At 71.0% G+C, this 25,402-nt stretch carries 21 protein-coding genes; 4 read left to right on the top strand and 17 right to left on the bottom strand.

Annotation, left to right across the window (positions count from 1 at the left end; translation table 11 throughout):
* Positions 1-187 precede the first annotated feature (187 nt).
* The 5 genes from ffh to OG440_RS10290 form a co-directional block, all read right to left on the bottom strand.
* Positions 188-1,738: a signal recognition particle protein gene (gene ffh / locus OG440_RS10270; RefSeq protein WP_406006543.1), complete on the bottom strand. Its 1,551-nt coding sequence runs from the start codon at positions 1,736-1,738 to the stop codon at positions 188-190.
* A 122-nt stretch (positions 1,739-1,860) separates the two neighbouring features.
* Positions 1,861-4,308 carry a [protein-PII] uridylyltransferase gene (locus OG440_RS10275; protein WP_406006544.1) on the bottom strand — a complete coding sequence of 816 codons (2,448 nt, stop codon included), beginning with the start codon at positions 4,306-4,308 and terminating at the stop codon, positions 1,861-1,863.
* Positions 4,309-4,334: 26 nt separating this feature from the next.
* The gene (locus tag OG440_RS10280; RefSeq protein WP_003997576.1) at positions 4,335-4,673 is read right to left on the bottom strand and encodes a P-II family nitrogen regulator; all 339 of its coding nucleotides are present in this window, start codon (positions 4,671-4,673) and stop codon (positions 4,335-4,337) included.
* Positions 4,670-6,013 (bottom strand): ammonium transporter, encoded by a 1,344-nt coding sequence (locus tag OG440_RS10285; protein WP_406006545.1) that lies wholly within the window; start codon positions 6,011-6,013, stop codon positions 4,670-4,672. Before OG440_RS10285 ends, OG440_RS10280 begins: the two co-directional genes overlap by 4 nt.
* Positions 6,014-6,350: 337 nt before the next feature.
* Complete coding sequence (locus OG440_RS10290) at positions 6,351-7,835, bottom strand: hypothetical protein (protein WP_406006546.1); 1,485 nt, start codon at positions 7,833-7,835, stop codon at positions 6,351-6,353.
* A gap of 447 nt (positions 7,836-8,282) precedes the next feature.
* Between OG440_RS10290 and OG440_RS10295 the strand changes: the two genes are divergently transcribed.
* Positions 8,283-8,939 (top strand): bifunctional DNA primase/polymerase, encoded by a 657-nt coding sequence (locus OG440_RS10295; RefSeq protein ID WP_406006547.1) that lies wholly within the window; start codon positions 8,283-8,285, stop codon positions 8,937-8,939.
* A 93-nt stretch (positions 8,940-9,032) separates the two neighbouring features.
* Here the strand turns inward: OG440_RS10295 and ftsY are convergent, their stop codons facing one another.
* Entirely contained in the window at positions 9,033-10,238 is a 1,206-nt protein-coding gene (ftsY, locus tag OG440_RS10300; RefSeq protein WP_406006548.1) for a signal recognition particle-docking protein FtsY, read from the bottom strand.
* A gap of 203 nt (positions 10,239-10,441) precedes the next feature.
* Between ftsY and OG440_RS10305 the strand changes: the two genes are divergently transcribed.
* Positions 10,442-11,413 (top strand): LLM class flavin-dependent oxidoreductase, encoded by a 972-nt coding sequence (locus tag OG440_RS10305; protein WP_406006549.1) that lies wholly within the window; start codon positions 10,442-10,444, stop codon positions 11,411-11,413.
* Between the two features lie 96 nt (positions 11,414-11,509).
* Here OG440_RS10305 and OG440_RS10310 read toward each other — a convergent pair whose 3' ends face one another.
* The 4 genes from OG440_RS10310 to OG440_RS10325 form a co-directional block, all read right to left on the bottom strand.
* Positions 11,510-12,928 carry a sugar porter family MFS transporter gene (locus tag OG440_RS10310; protein ID WP_406006550.1) on the bottom strand — a complete coding sequence of 473 codons (1,419 nt, stop codon included), beginning with the start codon at positions 12,926-12,928 and terminating at the stop codon, positions 11,510-11,512.
* Between the two features lie 216 nt (positions 12,929-13,144).
* Positions 13,145-16,702: a chromosome segregation protein SMC gene (gene smc, locus OG440_RS10315; RefSeq protein ID WP_406006551.1), complete on the bottom strand. Its 3,558-nt coding sequence runs from the start codon at positions 16,700-16,702 to the stop codon at positions 13,145-13,147.
* 264 nt (positions 16,703-16,966) lie between these two features.
* Positions 16,967-17,170 (bottom strand): hypothetical protein, encoded by a 204-nt coding sequence (locus OG440_RS10320; RefSeq protein ID WP_020128723.1) that lies wholly within the window; start codon positions 17,168-17,170, stop codon positions 16,967-16,969.
* Positions 17,171-17,548: 378 nt separating this feature from the next.
* Positions 17,549-17,830: an acylphosphatase gene (locus tag OG440_RS10325; protein ID WP_406006552.1), complete on the bottom strand. Its 282-nt coding sequence runs from the start codon at positions 17,828-17,830 to the stop codon at positions 17,549-17,551.
* Between the two features lie 218 nt (positions 17,831-18,048).
* On the opposite strand from OG440_RS10325, the gene OG440_RS10330 reads away from it, so the two are divergent.
* On the top strand, positions 18,049-19,203 hold the full coding sequence (locus OG440_RS10330) for a CAP domain-containing protein (RefSeq protein WP_406006553.1): 1,155 nt from the start codon (positions 18,049-18,051) through the stop codon (positions 19,201-19,203).
* Positions 19,204-19,830: 627 nt separating this feature from the next.
* On the opposite strand, the gene OG440_RS10335 is transcribed toward OG440_RS10330, so the two are convergent.
* The gene (locus tag OG440_RS10335) at positions 19,831-20,418 is read right to left on the bottom strand and encodes a flavodoxin family protein (protein ID WP_406006554.1); all 588 of its coding nucleotides are present in this window, start codon (positions 20,416-20,418) and stop codon (positions 19,831-19,833) included.
* 106 nt (positions 20,419-20,524) lie between these two features.
* Here OG440_RS10335 and OG440_RS10340 point away from each other — a divergent pair, with 106 nt between their 5' ends.
* Positions 20,525-20,926, top strand: coding sequence for a winged helix-turn-helix transcriptional regulator (locus tag OG440_RS10340; RefSeq protein ID WP_406006555.1), 402 nt, complete (start codon positions 20,525-20,527; stop codon positions 20,924-20,926).
* Here the strand turns inward: OG440_RS10340 and mutM are convergent.
* From mutM to coaD, 6 genes are all read right to left on the bottom strand, one after another.
* On the bottom strand, positions 20,899-21,759 hold the full coding sequence (mutM, locus tag OG440_RS10345) for a bifunctional DNA-formamidopyrimidine glycosylase/DNA-(apurinic or apyrimidinic site) lyase (RefSeq protein ID WP_406006556.1): 861 nt from the start codon (positions 21,757-21,759) through the stop codon (positions 20,899-20,901). The two genes, OG440_RS10340 and mutM, sit on opposite strands and share 28 nt — an antisense overlap.
* A gap of 100 nt (positions 21,760-21,859) precedes the next feature.
* Positions 21,860-22,663, bottom strand: coding sequence for a ribonuclease III (gene rnc / locus OG440_RS10350; protein WP_406006557.1), 804 nt, complete (start codon positions 22,661-22,663; stop codon positions 21,860-21,862).
* A gap of 19 nt (positions 22,664-22,682) precedes the next feature.
* On the bottom strand, positions 22,683-22,856 hold the full coding sequence (gene rpmF / locus OG440_RS10355) for a 50S ribosomal protein L32 (RefSeq protein ID WP_007493396.1): 174 nt from the start codon (positions 22,854-22,856) through the stop codon (positions 22,683-22,685).
* A 2-nt stretch (positions 22,857-22,858) separates the two neighbouring features.
* The gene (locus tag OG440_RS10360; protein WP_406006558.1) at positions 22,859-23,512 is read right to left on the bottom strand and encodes a YceD family protein; all 654 of its coding nucleotides are present in this window, start codon (positions 23,510-23,512) and stop codon (positions 22,859-22,861) included.
* 195 nt (positions 23,513-23,707) lie between these two features.
* Entirely contained in the window at positions 23,708-24,793 is a 1,086-nt protein-coding gene (locus tag OG440_RS10365; RefSeq protein ID WP_406006559.1) for an ATP synthase F0 subunit B, read from the bottom strand.
* A gap of 110 nt (positions 24,794-24,903) precedes the next feature.
* Positions 24,904-25,383: a pantetheine-phosphate adenylyltransferase gene (gene coaD / locus OG440_RS10370; protein WP_406011309.1), complete on the bottom strand. Its 480-nt coding sequence runs from the start codon at positions 25,381-25,383 to the stop codon at positions 24,904-24,906.
* Between the last annotated feature and the right edge of the window lie 19 nt (positions 25,384-25,402).

The following is a 25,402-nucleotide window of genomic DNA, read 5'->3' on the forward strand; positions in this document are numbered from 1 at the left end:
GCCCGCGCGCCTGCGCGCCTCGCCGCAGGCCCGTGCCGGCCGGGTGAGGCTCCCGGCGCCCGTCCGGCCGCCTCCGCGCGACCGTTCCCGGCGTCACGCCGTGTGGGGCGCCCCTCCGTGATCGGAAGAGCGCCCCACCTCGCGTGCGGACGGGCGCGGCTCGCGCCGACCCGCGTGTGTCGGGCCGTCAGCCCATGAACTTCTTGAACTCGTCCGGCAGCTCGAAGTCCTGGGCGCCCTGCTGCGGCAGCCCGAGCGCGTTGCCGCCCTGGGCCTGGGCCTCGCGGCGCTGGGCCTCCTCCAGCTCCTGCTGCTTGCGCTTCATCGGGTTGCCGGAGCGCTGCTTGCCCTTGGCCTGCTTCGGCTGCTTCTTCTGCCTGCCGGCGCCGCCGCCCATGCCCGGCATCCCCGGCATCCCGGGCATGCCGCCGCCCTGGGCCATCCGGGACATCATCTTGCGGGCCTCGAAGAACCGCTCGACCAGGCCCTTCACCGCGCTGACCTCGACGCCGGAACCCTTGGCGATACGGGCGCGGCGCGAGCCGTTGATGATCGTCGCGTCCTGGCGCTCGGCCGGGGTCATCGACTTGATGATCGCGGCCGTGCGGTCGACGTCACGCTCGTCGAGGTTGGCGATCTGGTCCTTGATCTGGCCCATGCCGGGCAGCATGCCGAGCAGCTTGCTGATGCTGCCCATCTTCCTGACCTGCTCCATCTGGGCCAGGAAGTCATCCAGGGTGAAGTCCTGGCCCTTCTTGGACGCCAGCTTGGAGGCCATTTTCTCGGCCTCTTCCTGACTGAACGTCTTCTCCGCCTGCTCGATCAGGGTGAGCAGGTCACCCATGTCGAGGATGCGGGAGGCCATCCGGTCGGGGTGGAAGGCGTCGAACTCGTCGAGCTTCTCGCCGTTCGAGGCGAACATGATCGGCTTGCCGGTCACCGAGGCGATCGACAGGGCCGCGCCACCGCGGGCGTCGCCGTCGAGCTTCGACAGCACGACACCGTCGAAACCGACGCCGTCGCGGAAGGACTCGGCGGTGTTGACGGCGTCCTGGCCGATCATCGCGTCGACGACGAAGAGGATCTCGTCGGGCGACACGGCGTCGCGGATGTCCGCGGCCTGCCGCATCAGCTCGGCGTCGATACCGAGTCGGCCGGCGGTGTCCACGATCACGATGTCGTGGACCTTGGTCTTGGCGAACTCGATGGAGTCCTTGGCGACCTGGACCGGGTCACCCACCCCGTTACCGGGCTGCGGGGCGTAGACGGCCACGCCGGCGCGCTCGGCGACGACGCTGAGCTGGTTGACGGCGTTGGGGCGCTGGAGGTCGCAGGCGACGAGCAGCGGCGAGTGGCCCTGCTCCTTCAGCCAGCGGCCGAGCTTGCCCGCCAGGGTGGTCTTACCGGCACCCTGGAGACCGGCCAGCATGATCACGGTCGGCGGCTGCTTGGAGAAGCGCAGTCGCCGGGTCTCGCCGCCGAGGATCGTGACGAGTTCCTCGTTGACGATCTTCAGGACCTGCTGGGCGGGGTTCAGCGCCCGGGAGACGTCGGCGCCGAGAGCGCGTTCCTTGACGTTCTTGATGAACGTGCGGACGACCGGCAGGGCCACGTCCGCTTCGAGGAGGGCGATGCGGATCTCGCGCGCCGTGGCGTCGATGTCCGCTTCGCTCAAGCGCCCCTTGCCGCGCAAGTTCTTGAAGGTCGCTGAGAGGCGATCGGAGAGAGTATCGAACACGGCGGCGTCGGTCCTCGGAGTCGGGGGCAGTCTGAGCGTCTTCCAGGGTATCCGGCCGCGCAAGACATTCGTCCCCGCCTGCTGTATTCAGCGGGCGGGGACGCGTGCCACGCGGCCCACGGTCACGCCCGCAGCGTCTCCTCCAGCTTGCGGGTCACCGAGGCGGCCTCGTCGCCGGGCAGCGGCGTGCCCTCGGTTCCGGTGACGTAGAAGGCGTCCACGGCGTTCGCGCCGAGGGTCGACACGTGCATGCTGCGGACCCGCAGGCCCTCGTCCTCCAGGGCCTGCCCGATCCGGAACAGCAGGCCCGGCGCGTCCTGCGCGCGTACCTCGATGACCGTGGCGTGCCGGGAGGCCGCCGGGGCCACCGTCACCCGCGGCGGCGGCGCGACCACGCCCCGGCGGCGGGGGTAGGCGGCGTCGCGTTCCGCGAGCCGTCCGGCGATGTCCAGCGAGCCGTCCAGGGCGCGTACGAGGTCGGCGCGCAGCCGGGCCGCCTGGGGCAGCGAGCCGTACTCGGCGGCGACCCGCCAGTTCAGCAGCAGCACGGAGCCCTCGACGCCGCTCGGCAGGTCCAGGGCGCGCAGCTCGGCGGTGCGGACGGTCAGGCGGTGCATGGCGAGGACGCCGGCCACCGCGGGCAGCACGCCCGCCTGGTCGGGTACGGCGATGAGCAGCTCCACACCGAGCGGCTCGGGGTCGTCCGCCGGCCGGTCCTCCGCGGGAGGCTCGGTCTGGGCGCGCAGGGCCAGCACCGGGCTGCTGGTGGCGACGGCCTCGATGGCGAGCCGTTCCTGCTCCGCGGTGGGCGCGGCGGCGTCGGGCTCGTCCGGCTCGTCCCCGGCGAGCACCGCCGCCACGCGCTTGACCAGGTCCGCCACGAGCGAACCCCGCCAGGACGACCAGGCGGCGGGACCGGTGGCCTGCGCGTCCGCCTCGGTGAGGGCGTGCAGCAGCTCCAGGGTGCTCTGCGAGCCGACGGCCTCGGCGACCGAGCGGACCGTGGCCGGGTCCTCCAGGTCGCGCCGGGTGGCCGTCTCGATCAGCAGCAGGTGATGCCGTACGAGCGCGGAGAGGACGGCGACGTCGGCGCGGTCGAAGCCGATCCGGGCGGCGACGTCCTTGGCGATGATCTCGCCCGCGACCGAGTGGTCGCCGGGCCAGCCCTTGCCGATGTCGTGCAGCAGCGCGGAGACCAGGAGGAGGTCGGGGCGGCTGACGCGGCGGGTGAACTCGGAGGCGCGCACGGCGGTCTCGATGAGGTGCCGGTCGACGGTCCAGATGTGCACGGCGTTGCGCTGCGGGCGGCAGCGCACCCGCTCCCAGTCCGGCAGCAGCCGCGTGATCAGGCCCTCGGCCTCCAGCGCCTCCCAGACCTCGATGGTGGGCGGGCCCGAGCCGAGCAGGGTCACGAGCTGTTCGCGGGCCTCGGCGGGCCAGGGCGTGGGCAGCGGGCGCACGGTGGCGGCGAGGCGCCGTACGGCGTGCAGCGAGAGCGGGAGGCCGGCCTGCGCGGCGGCGGCCGCGGCACGCAGCGGGAGCACGGGGTCGCGTTCGGGGCGTGCGGCGCGGGCGAGCACCACCTCGCCGTCCTGCTCGACCACCCCTTCGGCCAGCGGCGAGCGCTCGGTGACGGGCTTGCCGCCGCCGAGCATGGCGCGCAGCCTCGGCCGCACGGCGCGCGACCGCAGCACCCGTCCCACTTCGCGCCAGGTGACGTCGCTCGCGTACGAGATGACGCGGGCCGCCTCGTACACCTGCCGCAGCAGTGTGTCGGCGTCCAGCAGGCCCAGCTCGGCGGCCACCTGGTCCTGTTCCTGGAGGGCGAGCCGGTCGGTGGCGCGGCCGGTGGCCAGGTGCAGGGCGTCCCGTACGTCGAGGAGCCGGCGCCGGGCGTCGTCGAGGCCCTCGCGGGGCGCGTCGGCCAGCCACGAGGCGGCGACGGCCCGCAGCGCGGTGGCGTCCCTCAGCCCGCCCCGCGCCTCCTTCAGGTCCGGCTCCAGCAGGTACTGGAGCTCGCCCTGGCGTTCGGCGCGTTCGGCGCAGAGTTCCTGGAGCTCGGGGAGGCGCTTGGGCGCCTGGTTGCGCCAGTCGGCGAGGACGGCCGTCCGCAGTCCCGCCGTCAGGGCGGGGTCGCCGACGAGGTGGCGGGCGTCGAGGAGGCCGAGCTGGACCTTGAGGTCCTCGCCGGCGGTCTTGCGGGCCTCCGCCGGGGTGCGGACGGAGTGGTCCAGGGCGAGGCCCAGGTCCCACACGGGGTACCAGAGCCGGTCGGCGAGGGCGGCGACCGCCTTGGGGTCGGCGCCGTCGTGCAGCAGGAGGAGGTCGAGGTCGCTGCGCGGGGACAGCTCGCCCCGGCCGTAGCCGCCGACGGCGACCAGGGACACGCCCTTGAGGTCCTCGGTGCCGGCCGCGAACAGCCCCGACAGCCAGTCGTCGGTCAGTTCCGCGAGGGCGGAACGGCGCGGCGGCCCGGACCGCGCCCCCTCGGTGAGGAGGCGCAGCCGGGCCGCCGCGTAGCCGCTGGGTCCCGAGTCCTCTGCATCCTTGCGCACGTCCGTACTCGTCACCCAGCGACTCCTGTTCTGTTCTGCCGTCAGAGCGCGTCCGGACCGCGCTCGCCGGTGCGGACCCGTACGGCCGTCTCGACCGGGAGGGACCAGACCTTGCCGTCACCGATCTTGCCGGTGCGGGCGGCCTTGACGATGACGTCGATCAGCTGCTCGGCGTCGTCGTCCTCGGCCAGCACCTCGATGCGGATCTTGGGAACCAGGTCGACCGTGTACTCGGCGCCACGGTAGACCTCGGTGTGTCCCCGCTGACGACCGTAGCCGCTGGCCTCGGTGACCGTCAGACCGTGGACGCCGAAGGCCTGCAGGGCTTCCTTGATCTCGTCGAGCCGGTGGGGCTTCACGACGGCGGTGATGAGCTTCATGCGTCCACCTTCTTGCTCGCGTCGGTGACCGCGGTCGGGAGGGCGGTCGTGCGGGCGGCGCCGCCGCCGGCCCCGCTGAAGTCGTATGCGGTCTCGGCGTGCTCGGCCTGGTCGATGCCGGCCACCTCGTCGTCCTCGGAGACCCGCATGCCGATGGTCTTGTCGAGGAGGAAGGCGAGGATCGCGGAGACCACCAGGGAGTAGGCGAGGACCGCGAAGACCCCGGCGCACTGCTTCCACAGCTGGTCGAACGAGTGGTCGCCGTAGAAGACGCCGGTCGCGGTGGACTGGCCCTTGCCGGTGGCGAAGAAGCCGATCAGCAGGGAGCCGGCGACACCGCCGACGAGGTGGACGCCGACGACGTCGAGCGAGTCGTCGTAGCCGAACTTGTACTTCAGGCCGACGGCCATGGCGCAGAGCACGCCGGCGATGGCGCCGACGGCGATCGCGCCGAGCGGGGAGATCGCACCACCCGAGGGGGTGATGGCGACCAGACCGGCGACCGCGCCGGAGGCGGCGCCCAGCGTGGTGAACGCGCCGTGGCGGATCTTCTCGTAGACGAGCCAGGCGAGCATGGCGGCGGCGGTGGCGACCTGCGTGTTGACGAACATCAGCGCGCCGACGCCGTCGTCGTTGCCGAGCCACGAGCCGGCGTTGAAGCCGAACCAGCCGAACCACAGCAGACCGGCGCCGAGCATGACCAGCGGCAGGCTGTGCGGGCGCATCGGGTCCTTCTTGAACCCGACCCGCTTGCCGATCACGAGGATCACGCCGAGGGCCGCGGCACCGGCGTTGATGTGGACCGCGGTACCACCGGCGAAGTCGATGACACCGAGCTCGAAGGCCCAGCCTCCGGCGCCCCAGACCCAGTGCGCGACCGGGAAGTAGACGACCGTGGCCCACAGGGCGACGAACAGCGCCCACGCGGAGAACTTGACGCGGTCGGCGAGCGCACCGCTGATCAGGGCGGGCGTGATGATCGCGAACATCATCTGGAAGACCATGAACACGAAGATCGGGATGGTGTAGCCGTCCCACAGCTCCGTCAGGCCGATGTTGCTGAGACCGACCCAGTCGGAGTTCCAGCCGATGAGGCTGCCGGAGTCGGTGCCGAAAGCGAGGGAGAAGCCGTACAACACCCACAGGATGGTGACGATCCCGATGCTGATGAAGCTCATCATCAGCATGTTGAGCGTGCTCTTGACCCGGACCATGCCTCCGTAGAAGAAGGCGAGGCCCGGGGTCATGATCAGCACCAGGGCGGAACAGATGAGCATGAAGCCTGTGTTCGCGGACGACAGCGTGGGTGCGTCCGCCGCAAGCGTGATGGCTGCTGCCATCGGCGTCTCCTCGTCGTAGGTACGGCCCCGTGCGGGCGAAGCCAGAGCGGGTCGTGAGGGGTGGGCCGGTTATGCGCCATGAGATTCGCGCAGCGCGGTTTCGGTCGACACCCCTCGTTGTTTCGCCGCTGTGACGAAGGCACCTCGTGCGTTACGCCTCGATGAACTGCCTGATGTTCGTCGAGTGGATCGTTATCGTGGCGCAACCTTCGGAGAACGCGATAAACCGGCCGCGGACGGCCTTCCGAATGACCTGGCATGGGGGAGCCGAGTCGGGCAGTTCGGGAGGGCCGGCCGCGGCCGGAGTTCCTGGGTCTCGCTCTGCGGACCGGCCGGATCAGACCGCTTCGGCCGTCTCCGGCAGCTCGATGGTGAGCCGCTCGGTGAGGTCCACGACCTCGGAGAGATCACCGAAATCGCGTACGGCGCTGTCCACGGTCTTTCGGATACGAGTGTTGACGCGTTCGGAGCGCACCTTCTTGGCCTCCTTCATGGCCTGGGTGGCGAGGGTGGCGCTCTGCTCGGGCTCGCGCTGCAGGAGGTGCACCGTGGCCATGCCGATCAGGTTCAGCACGTACGACCGCTGGTGGTCGTGGTCGCCCGCGAACCGCTCCACGGCCTTGCGCATCAGGGGCTCGGCCAGCGAGGCGTAGGTGGGACTGCGGCCGGCGACGTAGGCCAGGTCGCGGAACGAGTGGCTGTTCTCGCCGTAGAGCTCGGCCTCGGAGAAGAAGCGGATCCAGTCGGGGTCCGGCTCGTCCCACTCGTCGGACTCGGCGAAGGTGTCCTCGGCCATCCGCACCGCCCGCTTGCACCGGCCCGGCTGCCCCATGTTGGCGTAGGCGCGGGCCTCCATCGCATACAGCATGGACTGGGTGCGCGGGCTCGCGCAGTCCCGGCTGCCGTACTGCGCGAGGTGGATCAGTTCCAGGGCGTCCTCGGGCCGGCCGAGGTGGATCATCTGGCGGCTCATGCTGGACAGCACGTACGAGCCGAGCGGCCGGTCGCCCGCCTCCTTGGCCGCGTGCAGCGCGAGGACGAAGTACTTCTGCGCGGTGGGCTGGAGACCGACGTCGTAGCTCATCCAGCCCGCGAGCTCGGCCAGTTCGGCGGCGACCTTGAAGAGCCTGCGCGCGGTGGACTCCGGCTGGGGCTCCTGGAGGAGGTCCGTCACCTCGTGGAGCTGCCCGACGACCGCCTTGCGACGCAGCCCGCCGCCGCACTGGGCGTCCCACTGCCGGAACATCACGGTGGTGGACTCCAGCAGGTCCAGCTCGGGCCGGGAGAGCCGGCCGCGGGCCCGGCTGGTCGGCATGGAGTCCGGTTCCTCGAGCGGGGCGGGCGGCGAGGGGACGAGCCAGCGCTGCATGGGCTCGATGAGGGACGGACCCGCGCACAGGGCCAGCGAGGTGCCGAGGAAGCCGCGCCGGGCCAGCATCAGGTCGCTGCGCGAGAACTCGCTGAGCTGGGCCACCGTCTGCGGGGCCGTCCAGGGCAGGTCGACGCCGGTCACGGAGGGCAGCTGGCGCGCGGCGCGCAGCCCGAGGTCCTCGACGGAGACGACACAGCCGAACCGCTCGGAGAACAGCTCGGACAGGATCCTGGGGATGGGCTCGCGGGGGTTCTCGCCGTCCAGCCAGCGGCGCACGCGCGAGGTGTCCGTGGAGATGTGGTTGGCGCCCAACTGGCGCGCACGACGGTTGACTTGGCGGGCGAGTTCGCCCTTCGACCAGCCGCTGCGAACGAACCACGAGGAGAGCAGCTCGTTCGGGCGCTTGTCCGCACCCGCAGCGTTGTTTCCACTTCCGCCGTTGCCGCTCACTGGAACGCCCCCATCCCTGAGACCACTTGTCACTGAGTGCGCCAAGCCTTATCAGAATGCCGGTAAATACGGCCCGCCGTACGGTACTTGTCACCCTTCGAACGGAAAGGCGACTTGCCTCCGGCATACCCACAAGCGCATGTGCCTCCAGGACCCGCACACTCAAAGTAATCCTACGATCACGGCTCCGGCCACGAGGATCCCGGAAACGCCACCATTCGCCACCCCTTCGAATGAACTCCCGGTGGCTCGTACGCGATTCACTTGACATAGGACGGCCGGGAGTGGGCGGAGCGAAGCACTCAGGGGCGCACACGGCCCAGCACACCACCCGGAGCACCTCCAGGCGCTGCCTGGACCGAGCGGTCGACGGGAAGCAGAAGCACACAGAGTCACGACGACCGATCGCTGCGTAACCATCGGTGCGTCGAACCCGTTGGAGGGGGCATGGGCTTCACGATCGGCGGCATTCGCGAGATCCGCTCCGGCGCGCGCAGGCGCGGTCGCTCGTACGAGTGCACCGCCGTCGCCGAGTTCACCGGACTGTGGGGCTGGGACGCGGTGCCCGGCGCGCGCGCCGCCGCGGGCGCCTGCTCGTGCGGACGCCCCGACTGCCGTGAACCCGGCGCGCATCCCCTGGCGTTCGCCCCCCGGGTCCCCGCCGGGGCCACGCTCGACGAGGTGAGCAGGACCTGGTCGGAGTTCCCGGGCGCCGCGGTCATGCTGCCCGTCGGGCGCGCGTTCGACGTGATCGACGTCGCCGAGCCCGCCGGCCGTCGCGCCCTGGTCCGGCTGGAACGCATGGGTCTCCCCCTCGGCCCGGTCACCGCCACCCCCGACGGCCGCACCCAGTTCTTCGTCGCCCCCGGCGCCGCCGCCGAACTGACCGGCCTGCTCTACCGCATGGGCTGGGACGACCCGACCGCCCTGGACCTGCGCGGGCTCGGCCCCGGTACCCACATCACGGCCCCGCCCTCCGACCGCGGCGGGCTCGGCCCGGTGCGCTGGCTGCGCCCACCCGCGCTCGACTCGGCGACCCGTCCGCCGCAGGCCCGCCTGCTGCTGGGCACGCTGGCCTACCTGGCCCACCGGTCGCGCGCCTGAGCCGTACGGCGCGCACAGGCCGAAGCGCCCGCTCCCACTGCACCTGGGGGCGGGCGCTTCGGCCTGTGCGCGTGCGGTACGCGAGGGCTTCTCTCAGTCGCCGATAAGAGCATCCACGAACGCCTCCGGCTCGAACGGCGCCAGGTCGTCCGCGCCCTCGCCGAGTCCGATCAGCTTGACCGGGACACCCAGCTCGCGCTGGACCGCGACCACGATGCCGCCTTTCGCCGTACCGTCCAGCTTGGTCAGGACGATGCCGGTGATGTTCACGACCTCGGCGAAGACCCGGGCCTGGACGAGTCCGTTCTGCCCGGTGGTGGCGTCGAGGACGAGCAGCACCTCGTCGAGCGGCGCGTGCTTCTCGACGACCCGCTTGACCTTGCCGAGCTCGTCCATGAGCCCGGTCTTGGTGTGCAGCCGCCCCGCGGTGTCGATGAGGACGACGTCCACCCCCATCTCCTTGCCCTCCTTCACCGCGTCGAACGCGACGGAGGCGGGATCGCCCGCCTCGGGGCCGCGCACGGTGTGCGCGCCGACGCGCTCGCCCCAGGTCTGGAGCTGGTCGGCGGCGGCGGCGCGGAAGGTGTCGGCGGCGCCGAGGACGACGGTGCGCCCGTCGGCCACGAGCACGCGCGCCAGCTTGCCGGTGGTGGTGGTCTTGCCGGTGCCGTTGACCCCGACGACCATCACGATGCCCGGCTTGCGGTCCTCGGGTTCGGTCTTCACGGTGCGGTCGACCTCGGTGCCGACCAGCGTGAGCAGCTCCTCGCGCAGCAGCGCGCGCAGCTCCTCGGGGGTGCGGGTGCCGAGCACCCTGACGCGCTCGCGCAGCCGCTCGACCAGCTCCTGGGTGGGCAGCACGCCGACGTCGGCGGTGAGCAGCGTGTCCTCGATCTCCTCCCAGGTGTCCTCGTCGAGGTGCTCGCGGGAGAGCAGCGTGAGCAGGCCCTTGCCGAGAGCGTTCTGCGAGCGGGACAGGCGGGCGCGGAGGCGGACCAGCCGCCCCTCGGTGGGCTCCGGGATCTCGAGCTCGGGAGCCTCGAGAATGGGCGGTTCCTCGACGGCGGTGCCGGTCGAGCCGCCGTCGGGAAGATCCACCTCCTCTATCGTGCGGCGCGGTTCGTCGCGCGGCGTCTCGGCCTCGTCGCCGACGTGCGGCTCGGCCGGAGGGGCGGTGATGTCGGGCGCGGTGGGGGGCGGCGGGGGCAGCGACTTCTTCCGTCGGCTGCCGACCACGAGCCCGCCGAGCACACCGAGCACGACCACGGCGATGACTACAGCAAGGATGACGGTTTCCATAACGCGTCCAGTATCCATCCCTCCCCGCCCGGAGCCCCGCTCCCCGGCCCCCACGGCTGGTCGGCCGCGCCGACCCGGTGCGGCGCTGCCCGCGCCCGGGACCGCGGACGCCGGCAGCGGTCCCCGGTCCGGCCTGCGGGACCCATGGCCATCTGACTGGCCGTCAGCTACGGTCCCCCCACATTCGCCGAAGGGGGCCTCCCATGCCCGTCACCGTCGTCCGTTTCAACCTCGTCGCTCCCGGCGCGACCCCCGCCGAGCTCGGTGTGCGCTACCGGGCCGCACTCGAGATGGCCGCGTACGCCGACGAGTGCGGGGTCACGACCGTGCAGACCGAGGAGCATCACGGCGTCGAGAACAACTGGCTGCCGTCGCCGTTCGCCTTCGCGGGGGCCGTGCTCGGCGCCACCCGGCGGCTCGCGGTCACCGTCTCGGCGGCGATCGGCCCGCTGCACGACCCGCTGCGGCTGGCCGAGGACATCGCGGTGCTCGACCTGCTGAGCGGCGGGCGGCTGGTCACGGTCGCCGGGATCGGCTACCGGCCCGAGGAGTACGCCCGGGCGGGGGTGGACTGGAAGCGGCGCGGGCGGCTCCAGGACGAGCTGCTCGACACCCTGCTCAAGGCCTGGACCGGCGAGGAGTTCACGTACCGGGGCCGTACCGTACGGGTCACCCCGCGTCCGTCCTCCGAGCCGCACCCGCTGCTGCTGGTGGGCGGCTCGTCGCAGGCTGCCGCCCGCCGCGCCGCCCGGCTCGGCCTGCCCTTCTTCCCCAGCGCGCACCTTCCCGACCTGGAGGCGTACTACAAGGAGCGGCTCGTGGAGTACGGGACGGAGGGGTGGACGATGATGCCGGGCGCCGACACCCCGCTCCTGCACATCGCCGAGGATCCGGACCGGGCGTGGGCCGAGTACGGCGAACACTTCCTGCACGAGGCACGGACGTACGCCTCCTGGCAGTCCGGCGACATCCGCTCGGCCGTGCGGTCGGCGGCGGGCAGTGTCGAGGAGCTGCGGGACGAGGGGGTCTACCGGATCCTCACGCCGGACGAGTGCGTGGCGCAGGGGCTCGACAACCTCGTCCTGCATCCGCTGGCCGGCGGGATGCCTACGGCGGAGGGATGGCGCGGGCTGCGGCTGTTCTGCGAGAACGTGCTGCCCCGGCTCGACGGATGAGCCGGGGCAGCACGTTCTACGGGTGTCGAGGAGCGGGCAGCGGGGACTTGGCCCGGCTCCTCGAGCTCAGGGGGCCCGGAGGCCTCTGCGCGAGGCTCAGCCCATCTCCTCCAGCGCCTTGCCCTTCGTCTCCTTGACGTACTTCAGGACGAACGGGATGGAGAGCGCGGCGAAGAGCGTGTAGATCACGTAGGTCGCGGAGAGGTTCCAGTCGGCCAGCGACGGGAAGCTCGCGGTGATGGCCCAGTTGGCGATCCACTGCGCGGACGCGGCAACGCCCAGGGCGGCGGCACGGATCCGGTTGGGGAACATCTCGCCGAGGAAGACCCAGACGACCACACCCCAGGACAGGGCGAAGAAGAGGACGAACACGTGGGCGGCGATCAGGGCGATCCAGCCCTGGGTGGCCGGCAGCTTGCCGTCGACCAGGTCGAAGGAGAACGCCCAGGCCTCCAGCCCGAGACCGACGACCATGCCGACGGAGCCGATGAGGGCCAGCGGCTTACGGCCGACGCGGTCCACGAAGATCATCGCGATCACGGTGCCGACGATGTTGATGATCGACGTCGTGAAGGAGTAGAAGAACGAGTCCGTCGGGTCGACGCCGACCGACTGCCACAGCGTCGAGGAGTAGTAGAACGCGACGTTGATGCCGACGAACTGCTGGAAGACCGACAGGCCGATACCGACCCAGACGATCGGCTTGAAGAAGAAGGAGCCGCCGAGCAGGTCCTTGAAGGTGGACTTGTGCTCGCTCTTCATCGCGTGCTCGATCTCGGCGACGCGGGCGTCCAGGTCGATCTTCCCGCCCTCGACCTCTTCGAGGATGGCACGGGCCCGCTCGCGCTTGCCGACGGAGATGAGGAAGCGCGGGGACTCGGGGATGGCGAAGGAGAGCAGCCCGTAGAGGACGGCCGGGACCACCATGACGCCCAGCATGACCTGCCAGGCCTCCAGGCCCATGAGCTTGCCGCGCTGGTCGCCGCCGGAGGCGTTCAGCAGACCCCAGTTGACCAGCTGCGAGATCGCGATGCCGATGACGATCGCGGCCTGCTGGAAGGAACCGAGGCGGCCTCGGTAGGCGGGCGGGGCGACCTCCGCGATGTAGGCGGGGCCGATGACGGAGGCCATGCCGATGGCGAAGCCGCCGACGACCCGCCAGGCGGCGAAGTCCCACAGGGCGAAGGGCAGGGCCGAGCCGACGGCGCTGACGGTGAACAGCAGGGCCGCGATCTGCATGACCCGGATGCGGCCGATGCGGTCGGCGATGCGGCCGGCGGTCGCGGCGCCGATGGCGCAGCCGATCAGGGCGATGGCGATGACCTGTGCCAGGGCCGCGGAGCCGACGTCGTAGCGGTCCCGGATGGCCTCGACGGCGCCGTTGATGACGGAGCTGTCGTAGCCGAAGAGGAAGCCGCCCATCGCGGCCGCCGCCGCGATGAAGATGACGTGCCCGAGATGATCGGGGTGAGCCGTCCCGGCTCCTGACTTTTGTGCCTGCTCTGTGCTGGTCACGTTCAACTCCTCGGGCCGCCGGCAACGCCGCCGACGGGATCAACACCTCCAGATAGGTGGTACCTGAAGGTAAAAGCAACGGTGCCGAGACTATGCCTTCAAGTGTCGAAGTCAAGCGGGGAGGACTGTGACTTTTCAGCGCACAGGTGGAGACAATGTGTTCAACTCTTGAAGCAGCGCTCGGAGCTTGCTTTCGGATACCCCGCTACGGGCGAATCACCGCAGGCGCTGGCTGATGACCTTCGACACACCGTCGCCCTGCATGGACACGCCGTACAGCGCGTCGGCGACCTCCATCGTGCGCTTCTGGTGCGTGATCACGATCAGCTGCGAGGACTCCTGGAGCTCCTGCATGATGCGGATCAGCCGCTGGAGGTTGGTGTCGTCGAGGGCCGCCTCGACCTCGTCCATGACGTAGAACGGGCTGGGCCGGGCCTTGAAGATCGACACCAGGATGGCGACGGCGGTCAGCGACCGCTCGCCACCGGACAGCAGGCTGAGCCGCTTGACCTTCTTGCCGGGCGGCCGGGCCTCGACGTCGACGCCCGTGGTGAGCATGTTGTCGGGGTCGGTCAGGATCAGCCGCCCCTCGCCGCCCGGGAAGAGCCGGCCGAACACGCCCTCGAACTGTCGTGCGGTGTCCCGGAACGCCTCGGTGAAGACCTGCTCGACCCGCTCGTCGACCTCCTTCACGACCTGAAGGAGGTCGGCCCGGGTCTTCTTGAGGTCCTCCAGCTGCTCGCTGAGGAACTTGTGGCGCTCCTCCAGCGCGGAGAACTCCTCCAGGGCGAGCGGGTTGACCTTGCCGAGCTGCTGATAGGCGCGCTCGGCCGCCCTCAGCCGCTTCTCCTGCTCGGCCCGCAGGAAGGGCCTCGGCTGGTTGCGCGGGTCCTCGGGGTCCTCCGGCAGCACCTCGCCCTCGGCGGGCGGCGAGGGCGGCACCTGCTGGTGGGGCCCGTACTCGGAGACGAGCCCCGCGGGCTCCACCCCCAGCTCCTCGAGCGCCTTGGTCTCCAGCTGCTCGATCCGCATCCGCTTCTCGGCGCCGAGCACCTCGCCCCGGTGCACCGAGTCCGTCAGCTTGTCCAGCTCGGCCTTGAGGTCGCGACCGGCGGTGCGGGCGGCGGCCAGTTCCTGCTCGCGCCGCGCCTTCGCGGCGTCGGCGGCGACGCGCTCCGCCTCGGCCCGCCCGAGGGACACCTCGACATGCCTGAGCAGCTGCCGCGCACCGCGGGCGACGGCCTCCGCGACGGCGGCCTCGTGCCGCAGCCGCGCCCGCCGCTGCTCCGCACGCGCGCGTGCCTCGCGTTCCGTCCGCGCGGCCCGGTCCAGCGAGTCGGCCCGTCCGGCCAGCCCCTTCACCCGCTCCTCGTGCGTACGGACCTGGAGCCGCGCCTCCATCTCGGTCTGCCGGGCGTTGGCCCCGTCCGCGGCGAGCCGGTCGCGCGCGGAGGTGTCGGGCTCCTCCTCGACCGGCATCTCCTCGGCGACGGCCAGCCGTTCGGCCAGCTCCTCGGCCTCCTCCACGGCCCGGTCCAGCGCTTCCTGCGCCCGCGCCGCGGCCGCCGCGGACCGCTCGGCCTCACCGGCGGCGCCCCGCGCCTGTCCCGCGAGCCGCCCGAGCTGCTGGGCCACGGCCGACTTCTCCCGGTCGGCGGCCCGCCGCCGCTCCCCCAACTCCTCGACGAGCGCGGCACACTCCCCGCGGCGCTCCGCCGCCGTGTGCTGCGCCTCCGTCAACTCCTCGCACCGCACGGCCAGCTCCTCGAGCTGGGCGGCCGCTTCGTCGACGGACGCCTGCACCTCCAGCAGGCTCGGCGCCCCGGCGGAGCCGCCGTGCGCGAAGTGCGCCCCCAGCAGGTCGCCCTCGGCGGTGACGGCGGTGAGACCGGGCGTGGCGTAGACGACCTCCTCGGCGTCCTCGAGTGTGCCGACGACGACGATCCCCCGCAGCAGACGCCGTACGGCGGGCAGGAGATCGTCGGGGCCGCGCACGAGGTCGGCGGCGTACCGCGGTCCCTCGGCCTCCCGCGGCTCCTCGGGCACGTCGTCGGGGGCGCCGCTCAGCAACAGCGCGGCCCGGCCCCCGTCCTCCTTGCGCAGCAGGCGGATCGCCTCGGCGGCCGCGGACGGGGAGGTCACGGCGAGGGCGTCCGCCGCCGCGCCGAAGGCCGCCGCGAGCGGGACCTCGTACCCCTGCGTCACCGTCAGCAGTTCGGCGGCCGGGCCCAGCAGTCCGCTCAGCCGGTCCCGCGCGCCGATCAGCGCGCCCGTGCCGTCCTTGCGGCGCAGGCCCATCGCCAGGGTCTCGTGGCGTGCCTGGGTCGCGGCACGTCTGCGTTCGGTCCCGGTGACCGCCTCGCGGGCCGCGGTGAGGGCGGCCTCCGCCTCGACGAGCCGCCGCTTGGCCGTCTCGTGCCGTTCCGCGAGCTCCTGGTCGCCCGCGTCGAGGCCGTCGACCTCCGCCTTGAGCTCCTCGTACTCCTCCTGCGCGGTGACGGCCCGCTCCTGGGCCTCGTCGCGGGCGGCGGCGAGCCGGTCGATCTCGGCCTGGGCGGAGGCGGCACGCGAACGGGCCGCGTTGACCTGGCCGTTCAGCCGGGCCAGGCCCTCGCGGCGGTCGGCGATGGCCCGGGCGACGTCCTTCAGCCGCCGTTCCTCGACCGCGAGCTCCCGCTCCAGGTCGGCGCGGTGGGCGACGGTGTCGTCCAGCGCGTGCTGGGCCGCTTCGAGGGCGGCCTCCAGCTCGGCCTCCTGCTCGCGGACGCGGGCGGCCTCGCGCTCCATGTCCTCGGGTTCACGGCCGCGGCGCTCGTCCGGCGGCGCGGAGGTGGCGCTCTTCACGCGCGCGTCGGCGAGCGAGATCGTGCCCCGGACCCGTTCGGCGAGCTGCGACAGCTCGTACCAGGTCTGCTGGGCGCGCTGCAGGCGCGGTGCGAGCCGGCGGACCTCGTCCTCCAGGAGGGTCTCCCGCTGGAGTGCCTTGCGCAGTTCCTGCTCGGCGGCCTCCTTGCGCTCCTTGAGCGCGGCCTCGTCGGCGACCTCGGTCCGCAGGGCCTCCCGCAGCCGTACGAGATCGTCGGCGAGCAGACGCAGCCGGGCGTCGCGCAGGTCGGCCTGGATGACGGCGGCGCGACGGGCGACGGCGGCCTGGCGGCCGAGGGGCTTGAGCTGTCGCCGCAGTTCGTCGGTCAGGTCCTGCACGCGCGCGAGGTTGGCCTGCATGGCGTCCAGTTTCCTGAGCGCCTTCTCCTTGCGCTTGCGGTGCTTGAGGACGCCCGCGGCCTCCTCGATGAAGGCGCGGCGGCCCATGGGATCGGCGTGCAGGACGGAGTCCAGCCGGCCCTGGCCGACGATGACGTGCATCTCGCGGCCGATGCCGGAGTCGGACAGCAGGTCCTGGATGTCGAGCAGCCGGCAGGTGTCGCCGTTGATCTGGTACTCGCTGCCGCCGTTGCGGAACATGATCCGCGTGATGGTGACCTCGGCGTACTCGATGGGGAGCGCCCCGTCGGAGTTGTCGATGGTCAGGGACACCTCGGCGCGGCCCAGCGGGGGGCGGCCGGTGGTGCCGGCGAAGATGACGTCCTCCATCTTGCCGCCGCGCAGCGACTTCGCGCCCTGCTCGCCCATGACCCAGCTGAGCGCGTCCACGACGTTGGACTTGCCCGAACCGTTGGGTCCGACCACGCAGGTGATCCCCGGTTCGAACCGGAGCGTGGTCGCCGAGGCGAACGACTTGAACCCCCGGAGGGTCAGGGCCTTGAGGTGCACGGCGCTGGACTCTACCTTCCGGGGGTGTCTCACTCCATGAACCCGCGGTTTCACCTGTGAACGCGCAGGGCACACCAGACGTTAAGAGACTGAAAGGATGCGCGGGGGAACAAAGGGGCGGCAGAAAGACGGCGGGAAAGACGGGCGGGGGAAAGAAAGAAGGGACGCCGAAGCGTCCCTTGCAAACTCTGACAACTTAGCGGTCCGACGCGGTGAGATGAGCCGCCCGACCTCTGCGTATGCCGTTGTGCAGCGGTGCAGCGATCAGGTGAGCGCAGGCTCCGCCTGGCGTGCGTCGATGCTCTCCAGAAGCGATTCGTGAGAAGCGGCAGCCGTCAGCGCGTCGTTTTCGGCCTGGATCCGTCCGAGCTCGGATTCCAGGTCTTGTACACGCTGCTGGAGCCGTCGCATCTCGGCGAGGAGTCGCGGGTCGGAGCCGCCGACGTAACCGAGAAGCGCCTTTGCCATGATGGATGGTCCTCCACAATGAGTGACCGACCGAAGCGGTGTGGGTCGTGAGGGATTCGCACCCGCGGTGCTTGCCAGGATCTTGTTGTGCTGCCGTTCATCCATGCCAAACAGCTGAGGTGCGCGGGGTGCTTTCAGCGTCTCACCAAAAAGTTTGACGGTCAACACGATCACGCCCCGTATTGGCGGGCATCCCGGTGGCGCGCGGCCTGAACGGCGGCGCTGCGACTCCTGCGGGGCCCTCGGTGCGTGGCGATCATCCTGACGTGCGGAGCCTCCCACTGCAAGCGTTTCTTGGCAACCACCTGCCCCTTTCCCTGCGGGCAGGTGCCACCGGCATGTACCGCCGCCCGTTCCGGGCCGCTCCGCGCGGATCGCTCAGCGGATCGCGAAGCCGTCGTAGCCGCCGCGCGGTGTGTCCCATATCTCGGTGACGCCCTCCACCCGTCCGGGCGTGTCGTCACCCAGGAGCCATCCGAGCAGCCCCTCACAGCCCTCTCGGGCCCCTTCCGCGACGACCTGGACCCGTCCGTCGGCCAGATTGAGAGCAAAACCACTCAGGCCGCCGATCTCCAGCGCCTTGGCCCGGGTGAACCAGCGGAAACCCACACCCTGGACGTGTCCGCGCACCCAGGCGACCAGCCGTACATCCTCGTTCATGGGTGCAACCTAACCGGGCAAACTCGCTCGGAGCACTTCCTCCCTCAGGCCCATGCGGTACCGTCCCCACCCAATGATTCTCATATGAAACTCACTCGATCGAGTGAGTCAGGTTGAGCAGAAGGCCCAGGGGTCGCACGTCACCCCGGCGCCCCGGCAACCCCGGCCGACCGTATGGGAACCGCTGGGAACACCGCTTGGACGAGGAAGGCAAGGACATGGGACGCCACCGACGCTCCGCCGCCGGCCGCGCCGCCCCGGGCCGCGCCACAGGGGTCACACAGACGCACGGCTCGCACGCGGACAGCCACACCCCGCAGGACTCGTACGCCGACGACCGCCCCACGATGGGCATCGCGCCGTACCTGAACCCGGAGGCGTACGCCGACTCCGTCGCCAGGAGCCGGGAGTACCTGTACGCCACCGGCGACGCGTACGCCCACGCCGACGAGTACGCCCACGCCGACACCGCGGTCTTCGCGGTTGACGGCTTCCGGCCCGACGACGGCGCCCTTCCGGGCGCGAACCGGGCCGGGGCGGGCCGCCGCCGCAAGCGGAAGGTCGCCACGCCGGTCAAGACGGGTCTGCTGGGCGTCTCCGCCGCGGTCGCGATCGGCACCGTCGCGGTGGCCACGGGCGTGGTGCCCGGTCTCGACAACTACCAGCTCGGCGGCGGCAGCGGCGCGGGCGACAAGGTGCAGGCCGCCGGCTCCCCGAGCAACTCGGCCTCGGAGCAGGGCGGCACGTCCGGCTCCGCCGACGCCGAACGCGGTGGCACGTCGACCAGCCGCGACGCCGGCCGGTCGACCACGCCCTCCACCTCCACGGCACCTTCCGCCTCCCCCTCCACCTCCGCCCCGTCGGCGACGCCGGCCGAGACGGCCACCGAGAAGCCGCAGGCCACGCCCTCGAAGGAGCCGAAGACCACTCCGTCCAAGTCGAAGACGGCCACCAAGGCACCGGAGAAGTCCGAGTCCCCGGTGACGGTCTCCGCCGAGGCGCAGGCCGCGGCCGAGGTGCTGAAGCTGGTCAACGAGGAGCGGGCCAAGGTCGGGTGCAGCGCGGTCTCCGCCAATAGCTCGCTCTCGGAGCTCGCCGCGAAGTTCAGCGACGACATGGCCGCGCGCGGCTTCTTCGACCACACCGATCCTGACGGGGCGACCCCGTGGGACCGCGCGGCGAAGGCCGGCATAGCCGACCTCGGCGGCGAGAACATAGCCCGCGGCCAGGCCGACGCGGCCGCGGTCATGGAGGCCTGGATGAACAGCCCCGGCCACAAGGCGAACATCCTGAACTGCGACTTCAAGACGCTGGGCGTCGGCGTCCACCTGGGCTCGGGCGGCCCCTGGTGGACACAGGACTTCGGCTACTGAGACAACCACAGGTCAGAAGGCCAGGAACTCTCCCGGGCGTGCGGGTCGACAGCAGACGGGATGGGCGCTGGGGAGAGTGGTGGGTGACGTCAGGTCAGAAGCGCGCCTGACCCCTTGGTGGTCAGTCGGCCGCCTGCTTTACCTCGGCGGCCGTGGACACGGCTGCGTGAACTCCCGACGGATCTGGACTACGTCCGTGCACGCGAGGCGACCTCGCGCGAAGTGTGGCGGCTCCCGACCGGTGCGCTGGTGATCGAATGTGACTCGTCCGCGGGGCCTGTACGACTCTGGACACGCCGGGAATATGCCCGGCACGTCGTGGTGATGATCCGGCGTACGGGTACCCCAAGCCCTTCCACGCCCTAGCCGGGTACAGCCGCTCGTTGCTCGCGGAGGACGGAAAAGCCGTGCTCCTGACGCGGGAGGGCGGGTCCCCACCCTCCGGGCCGTCCCCGGGCCGTCGGAGGGCGCTCAACGACGACCAACGCTGACCACCACCGACAGCCGAGTCGCAGGTCGCAGCGTTGATCGATCGCACGGCCGCAGGTCGGGGACCGGCCCTTCGTTTCTTCGGCTACCAGCCCCGAAGACGGACCGACCGGCGGGGCCTGGCCCCGCATAGAACGATCAAGCGGCCTGGGCGCTGCCGGCCAGGAAGATGGCCGCGGTCTCGGCGATCCGCCGCCCCAGGTGCTCCGCCGTCGCCACGTCGGCCTTGTGGACGGCGTCCGGGCCCTCGTCGACGTTGGTCTGCGCGGCCGCGCCGAGGAAGACGCCCAGGCGGTTGAGGTCGTGTTCGGACGCGGTGCTGCTGTTCCAGCCGGGCAGCAGGCCGAGGTTGACCCAGTGCATGCCGAGCTGCGCGGCGAGGATCTGGAAGTACTGGAGGGTGTGCAGCTTGTCGCCGCTCTTGGAGCCGGAGTTGGTGAACCCGGCGGCGAGCTTGTCCTTCCAGGTCTGGGTGGCCCAGCGCGCGGAGGTCGCCTCGGCGAAGGCGTGGAAGGCACCGGACGCGGTCCCCATGTAGGTCGGCGAGCCGAACACGATCGCGTCCGAGCCGTCCAGCAGCGCCCACTGCTCCTCGGTGATCTCGTCGACCTTGATCAGACGCACCTCCGCCCCGGCGTCGGCGGCCCCGGCGCGGACCGCCTCGGCGAGCACGGCGGTGTGGCCGTAGCCGGAGTGGTAGGCGACAGCGATGACAGGCGTGGACATGGGCGCTCCTCGAATAGGGCAGGTCGAAAGCAGTGACCATAGGAAAGCACTAACTTATGGTTAGTGCAACCTGTCGGCTAGCGCTGCCTTCGAGTACGCTTGCGGTATGGACATCACCCAGGAGCGCGCGGAGGACCGGAACCTCCCGTTCAACGTGTTCGCCAAGGCCTGCCCCTCGCGCGGCACGCTGGAGCACGTCACGGGCCGCTGGGGCGGACTGACGCTCGGGGCGCTGTACGAGGGTTCGCTGCGCTTCAACGAGTTGCGCCGGCGGGTCGACGGCGTGAGCGAGAAAATGCTGTCCCAGACGCTGCACGCGCTGGAGCGCGACGGCCTGGTGCACCGCGAGGCACAGCCGACCAACCCGCCCCGCGTGGACTACGAACTGACGCCGCTGGGGCGTGAGGTCGCCGAGCGACTGCTGTCCCTCATCCACTGCCTGGAGGGGCGTATGGGTGACGTCCTGGCCGCCCGCGAGCACTACGACGGCACGCGCGGCACCCTCTGACACTTCGGGCAGAAGTAGCTGGACCGGTTCATCCACGCGCGCCGGACCATCGGCGTGGCACAGCGCCTGCACGGCAGGCCCTCGCGGCCGTACGCGTCCAGCGACCGGTCGAAGTAGCCCGACTCGCCGTTGACGTTGACGTACAGGCTGTCGAAACTGGTGCCGCCCACGGCGAGCGCCGCGTTCATCACGTCCCGGACATGGCCCAGGAGTTCGAGCGTGCGGGGACGGGTGAAGTTCGCGGTCGGACGGTCGTAGTGCAGCCGGGCGCGCCACAGCGCCTCGTCCGCGTAGATGTTGCCGACCCCGCTGATCAGCGACTGGTCGAGCAGGGCGCGCTTGATGGTGGTGCGCTTGCGCCGCAGGGCCTGATGGAACGCCTCGTCGACGAACAGCGGGTCGAGGGGGTCACGGGCGATGTGCGCGATGACGTCCGGAAGGCCCTCGGGGGTGGTGTCGTGCAGCGAAAGGCCGCCGAAGGTGCGCTGGTCGACGAAGCGCAGTTCGGTGTTCACCTCGTCCGCGAAGCGCACCCGGACCCGCAGATGTTTCTCGTCGGGCGCCTCGTGCGGCTGGACCAGGAGCTGACCGCTCATCCCCAGGTGGGCGAGGATCGCCTGGTGCGTGTCGGCCAGCGGCAGCCACAGATACTTGCCCCGGCGGCTGGGGGTGCCGATGCGGTGACCCTCGAGCCGGTGCGCGAAGTCGTCGGAGCCGGCCGTGTGACGGCGTACGGCGCGCGGGTGCAGCACCTCGGCCTCGGCGACCGTGCGATGGGCGACCCACCGCTCCAGACCGCGCCGGACGACTTCGACCTCGGGCAACTCGGGCATGGGATCCCCCGTACGGAACGCCCGCCTCCCGACAGGGGGGCGGGCGCTCGTCTCGTACCGCTGTTCTGCTTTTTCCGGTTCTCTGCTGTTGCGCTGTCGGTCAGGCGGAGGCGGACTCGGGGTCCGGGCTGCCGTCGGCGGCCACCACGGCCTTCGCCGCTTCGGCACGCTCGTCCGCCGCGGCCCGGATGGATCGCCACGCGGACTCGGCGGCCTGCTGCTCCGCCTCCTTCTTGCTGCGGCCGGTGCCGGTGCCGTACGAGACGCCTCCGACGCGGGCAGCAGCAGTGAAGGTCTTCTCGTGGTCGGGGCCGGTCTCCGTGACCAGGTACTCGGGGACGCCGAGGCCTTCGGTCGCGGTGAGCTCCTGGAGACTGGTCTTCCAGTCCAGGCCGGCACCGAGGTTCGAGGACTTCTCGATCAGCGGGTCGAACAGGCGGTGCACCAGTTCGGAGGCCGCGTCGAGGCCCTGATCGAGATAGACCGCGCCGATCACCGCTTCGAGGGTGTCGGCGAGGATGGATGCCTTGTCCCGGCCGCCCGTGCCCTCTTCACCCCGGCCGAGCCGGATGAAGGAACCCAGGTCGAGGCCACGACCGACCTCCGCCAGCGCACGCGAGTTGACCACCGCGGCCCGCAACTTGGCCAGCTGGCCTTCGGGCAGGTCGGGGTGGGTGCGGTACAGCGTGTCCGTGACGACGAGGCCGAGCACGGAGTCCCCGAGGAACTCCAGCCGCTCGTTCGTCGGCAGACCGCCGTTCTCGTATGCGAAGGAACGGTGGGTCAGCGCACGCACCAGAAGGGCGGACTCGAGCCGATAGCCGAGCCGCCCTTCCAGAAGCGTGTGGGACGAGGCCGTGTCCGCCTTGTTCTTGGCGGTCGTGTCCGCCTTGGCGTCAGACATGAAGCCTCTCACCAGCCGCTCAGACCTCGAGGACCTGGCGCTTGTTGTAGGTGCCGCAAGACGGGCACGCGATGTGCTGCAGCTTGGGCTCGTGGCAGCGCTCGCACGCAACCAGGGTGGGGACCGCAGCCTTCCACTGCGACCGGCGGTGGCGCGTGTTGCTGCGCGACATCTTCCGCTTCGGAACAGCCACGGCTACTTCTCCTGCTTCTCGTTGGCGGGCGCCGATCGAGGCGCTTCGCCACTCATCTCGTCCTTCTCGCCGTCTTCGAGTGAACCGGCGAGTCCCTGCAATGCCGCCCAACGGATGTCGGTGGCGTCGTGGTGGTGGTCCGGGTCGTCCGTGAGCCGCGCTCCACACTCGGAGCACAGGCCCAGACAGTCGTCCTGGCACACCGGCTGCATCGGCAGTGCGAGCACCACCGCATCGCGCAGCACGGGTTCGAGGTCGAACAAGCCGTCCTCGATGAAGAGCCTGTCCTCGTCTTCCTCGGCGTCGTCGACCGGCTCCGCTTTGGGGCGGCCCCGGTCGTCGGCGTCAGGGTACGAGAACATCTCCTGGAAGTCCGCTTCGAGCTCCAGCTCCAGCGGCTCCAGACACCTTACGCACTCCCCCTCGGCCTGTGCACGGGCGGTGCCTGTGACGAGCACACCTTCCATGACCGACTCGAGTCGGAGCTCGAGCTCCACCGGGGCGCCCTCGGGCACTCCGATCACTCCCTGGATCCCGAGATCCCGGGGAGCCTCGAACTCGCGGGTCAGGCGCTGTAGCGCACCAGGACGCCGCCCCAGCTCGTGTGTGTCGAACACGAGAGGCTTGCGGTGGTCGAGGCGGGCGTTCAGGGCCATTCCTGCTTTCGATCTTCTGAGCTCGGGGGATGCTGTCCCACGGTGCTGCGGGCAGCTGTGATCGCGGACGTACACGCGACCGAAGAGCCAGGATACTGGAGCATTCGCCCACAGCCCAATCCGGGCCCCTTCGCCGGGCCGCCCCGGCGCCGCGGGCCGTTCCGGGCCGTCCTACAGGCCTCGTTCAAGGCCGTTCTACAGGCCGCGTTCCTGCTCGAAGGCGCGCAGCTGCTCGGCACTGATCATGCCGGTGTCGAAGAGGCTGGTCTCGTCGAGGGCGTATCCCTGCTGGACCTGCTGCTGGTGCTGCTGCTGGGGCTGTTGCCCGGCCTGGTTCGGGTCGTAGGGGGCCTGCTGGGTGTCGTAACCCTGGTACGCGTAGGGGTCGGCCTGCTGCTGGTAGCCGTACGCGTCCTGCTGGCCGTACCCCTGCTGCTGTTGCTGCTGTTGCTGCTGCTGATAGCCCCCGTAGGGGTCCACCTGCTGCTGGTAGCCGTACGCCGGCTGCGGTTCCTGCTGCTCGTAAGGCTGCTGGACGGGCTGGGCCGCCGCGGCGTCCTGCTCCGCGAGGGCGGTCAGGTCGGCGAGGTAGTCGGCGTCGGAGGAGTGCTGGAACGTGGTGGCGTCGTCGCCGAGGGCGCCGAGATCGTCCGTGGCGATGCGGCCGTGCAGCTTCTGACGGCCGCGACCGACCGCGTCCAGGGTCTTGGCGAGAACCGCCTCGAAGGCGCCCAGTTTGGTGTCGACGTAGGCGTCGGCGTCGCGGCGCAGGGTCTCGGGGTCGTGGCTGCGCTCGGGGGCGTCCTCGTCCTCGTAGCCGTGCTCGTCGGTGCCGGGTCCGGTGCCGAGGAGCTTCTCGCGGCCGCGGCCGACGGAGCCGAGCGTCTTGGTGAGGACGACCTCGAAGTTCGCGAGCTTGGAGTCGACGTAGTCGTCGGCCTCGGCGCGGACCTCCTCGGCCTCCTTGCGGGCCTCGGCGAGGATGCGGTCCGCCTCGTCCTGGGAGCGGCGGGCGATCTCGGTGTCGGAGATCAGGGAGCCGCGCTCGGCGTGCGCGGTGGAGATGATCCGGTCGGCCTCCTGGCGGGCCTGTTCGACCATCTGCTCACGGCCGCCGATCAGCTCCTCGGCCTGCGCGAGGGAGTCCGGAAGGGCCGCGCGCACCTCTTCCAGCAGGGCGAGCAGGTCCGCGCGGTTGACCACGCACGAGGCCGACATCGGCATCGACCGGGCACTGGAGACCGCCGTGACGATCTCGTCGAGCTTCTTCTGCACGTCCACCGGTTGCTCGCCACTCTCTGCGCTGTGTTGGAGACGGACGGGACGACTGTACGGCCATGAGGTGTCCGCCGGACAGCGGGTGACGAGCCGTCAGGAGACCGGTCCCGGGGTCAGTCCTTCCTGAGCCGCTCGCCCAGGGCTTCCAGGACCAGCGGCGGCACCAGGTGGGAGACGTCGCCGCCCCAGGTGGCGACCTCCTTGACCAGGGAGGAGGAGAGGAAGCTGTAGGTGGGGTTGGTGGGTACGAACAGCGTTTCGACGCCCGAGAGGCCGTTGTTCATCTGGGCCATCTGCAGCTCGTAGTCGAAGTCGCTGACCGCGCGGAGGCCCTTGACGATGGCCGGGATCTCGCGCTGCTTGCAGAAGTCGACGAGGAGGCCGTGGAAGGCCTCGACCCGGACGTTGCCGTACTCGGCGGTGACCCGGCGGATCAGGTCGATCCGCTCGTCGATCTCGAACAGGCCCTTCTTGGCCTTGTTGATCATGACCGCGACATAGACCTCGTCGTACAGACGAGACGCGCGGGAAATGATGTCGAGGTGTCCGTTGGTGATCGGGTCGAACGACCCGGGACAGACGGCACGGCGCACTTGTGGGCCCTCGCTCTCC

This window comes from Streptomyces sp. NBC_00637 (assembly GCF_045161545.1).
Classification (GTDB): domain Bacteria; phylum Actinomycetota; class Actinomycetes; order Streptomycetales; family Streptomycetaceae; genus Streptomyces.

Bases quoted from the DNA above. Each gene is read 5' to 3' on its own strand.
- OG440_RS10280 (WP_003997576.1), bottom strand. From the start codon at position 4,673: ATGAAGCTCATCACCGCCGTCGTGAAGCCCCACCGGCTCGACGAGATC.
- OG440_RS10285 (WP_406006545.1), bottom strand. From the start codon at position 6,013: ATGGCAGCAGCCATCACGCTTGCGGCGGACGCACCCACGCTGTCGTCC.
- OG440_RS10295 (WP_406006547.1), top strand. From the start codon at position 8,283: ATGGGCTTCACGATCGGCGGCATTCGCGAGATCCGCTCCGGCGCGCGC.
- ftsY (WP_406006548.1), bottom strand. From the start codon at position 10,238: ATGGAAACCGTCATCCTTGCTGTAGTCATCGCCGTGGTCGTGCTCGGT.
- OG440_RS10305 (WP_406006549.1), top strand. From the start codon at position 10,442: ATGCCCGTCACCGTCGTCCGTTTCAACCTCGTCGCTCCCGGCGCGACC.
- OG440_RS10320 (WP_020128723.1), bottom strand. From the start codon at position 17,170: ATGGCAAAGGCGCTTCTCGGTTACGTCGGCGGCTCCGACCCGCGACTC.
- OG440_RS10325 (WP_406006552.1), bottom strand. From the start codon at position 17,830: ATGAACGAGGATGTACGGCTGGTCGCCTGGGTGCGCGGACACGTCCAG.
- OG440_RS10330 (WP_406006553.1), top strand. From the start codon at position 18,049: ATGGGACGCCACCGACGCTCCGCCGCCGGCCGCGCCGCCCCGGGCCGC.
- OG440_RS10335 (WP_406006554.1), bottom strand. From the start codon at position 20,418: ATGTCCACGCCTGTCATCGCTGTCGCCTACCACTCCGGCTACGGCCAC.
- OG440_RS10340 (WP_406006555.1), top strand. From the start codon at position 20,525: ATGGACATCACCCAGGAGCGCGCGGAGGACCGGAACCTCCCGTTCAAC.
- mutM (WP_406006556.1), bottom strand. From the start codon at position 21,759: ATGCCCGAGTTGCCCGAGGTCGAAGTCGTCCGGCGCGGTCTGGAGCGG.
- rnc (WP_406006557.1), bottom strand. From the start codon at position 22,663: ATGTCTGACGCCAAGGCGGACACGACCGCCAAGAACAAGGCGGACACG.
- OG440_RS10360 (WP_406006558.1), bottom strand. From the start codon at position 23,512: ATGGCCCTGAACGCCCGCCTCGACCACCGCAAGCCTCTCGTGTTCGAC.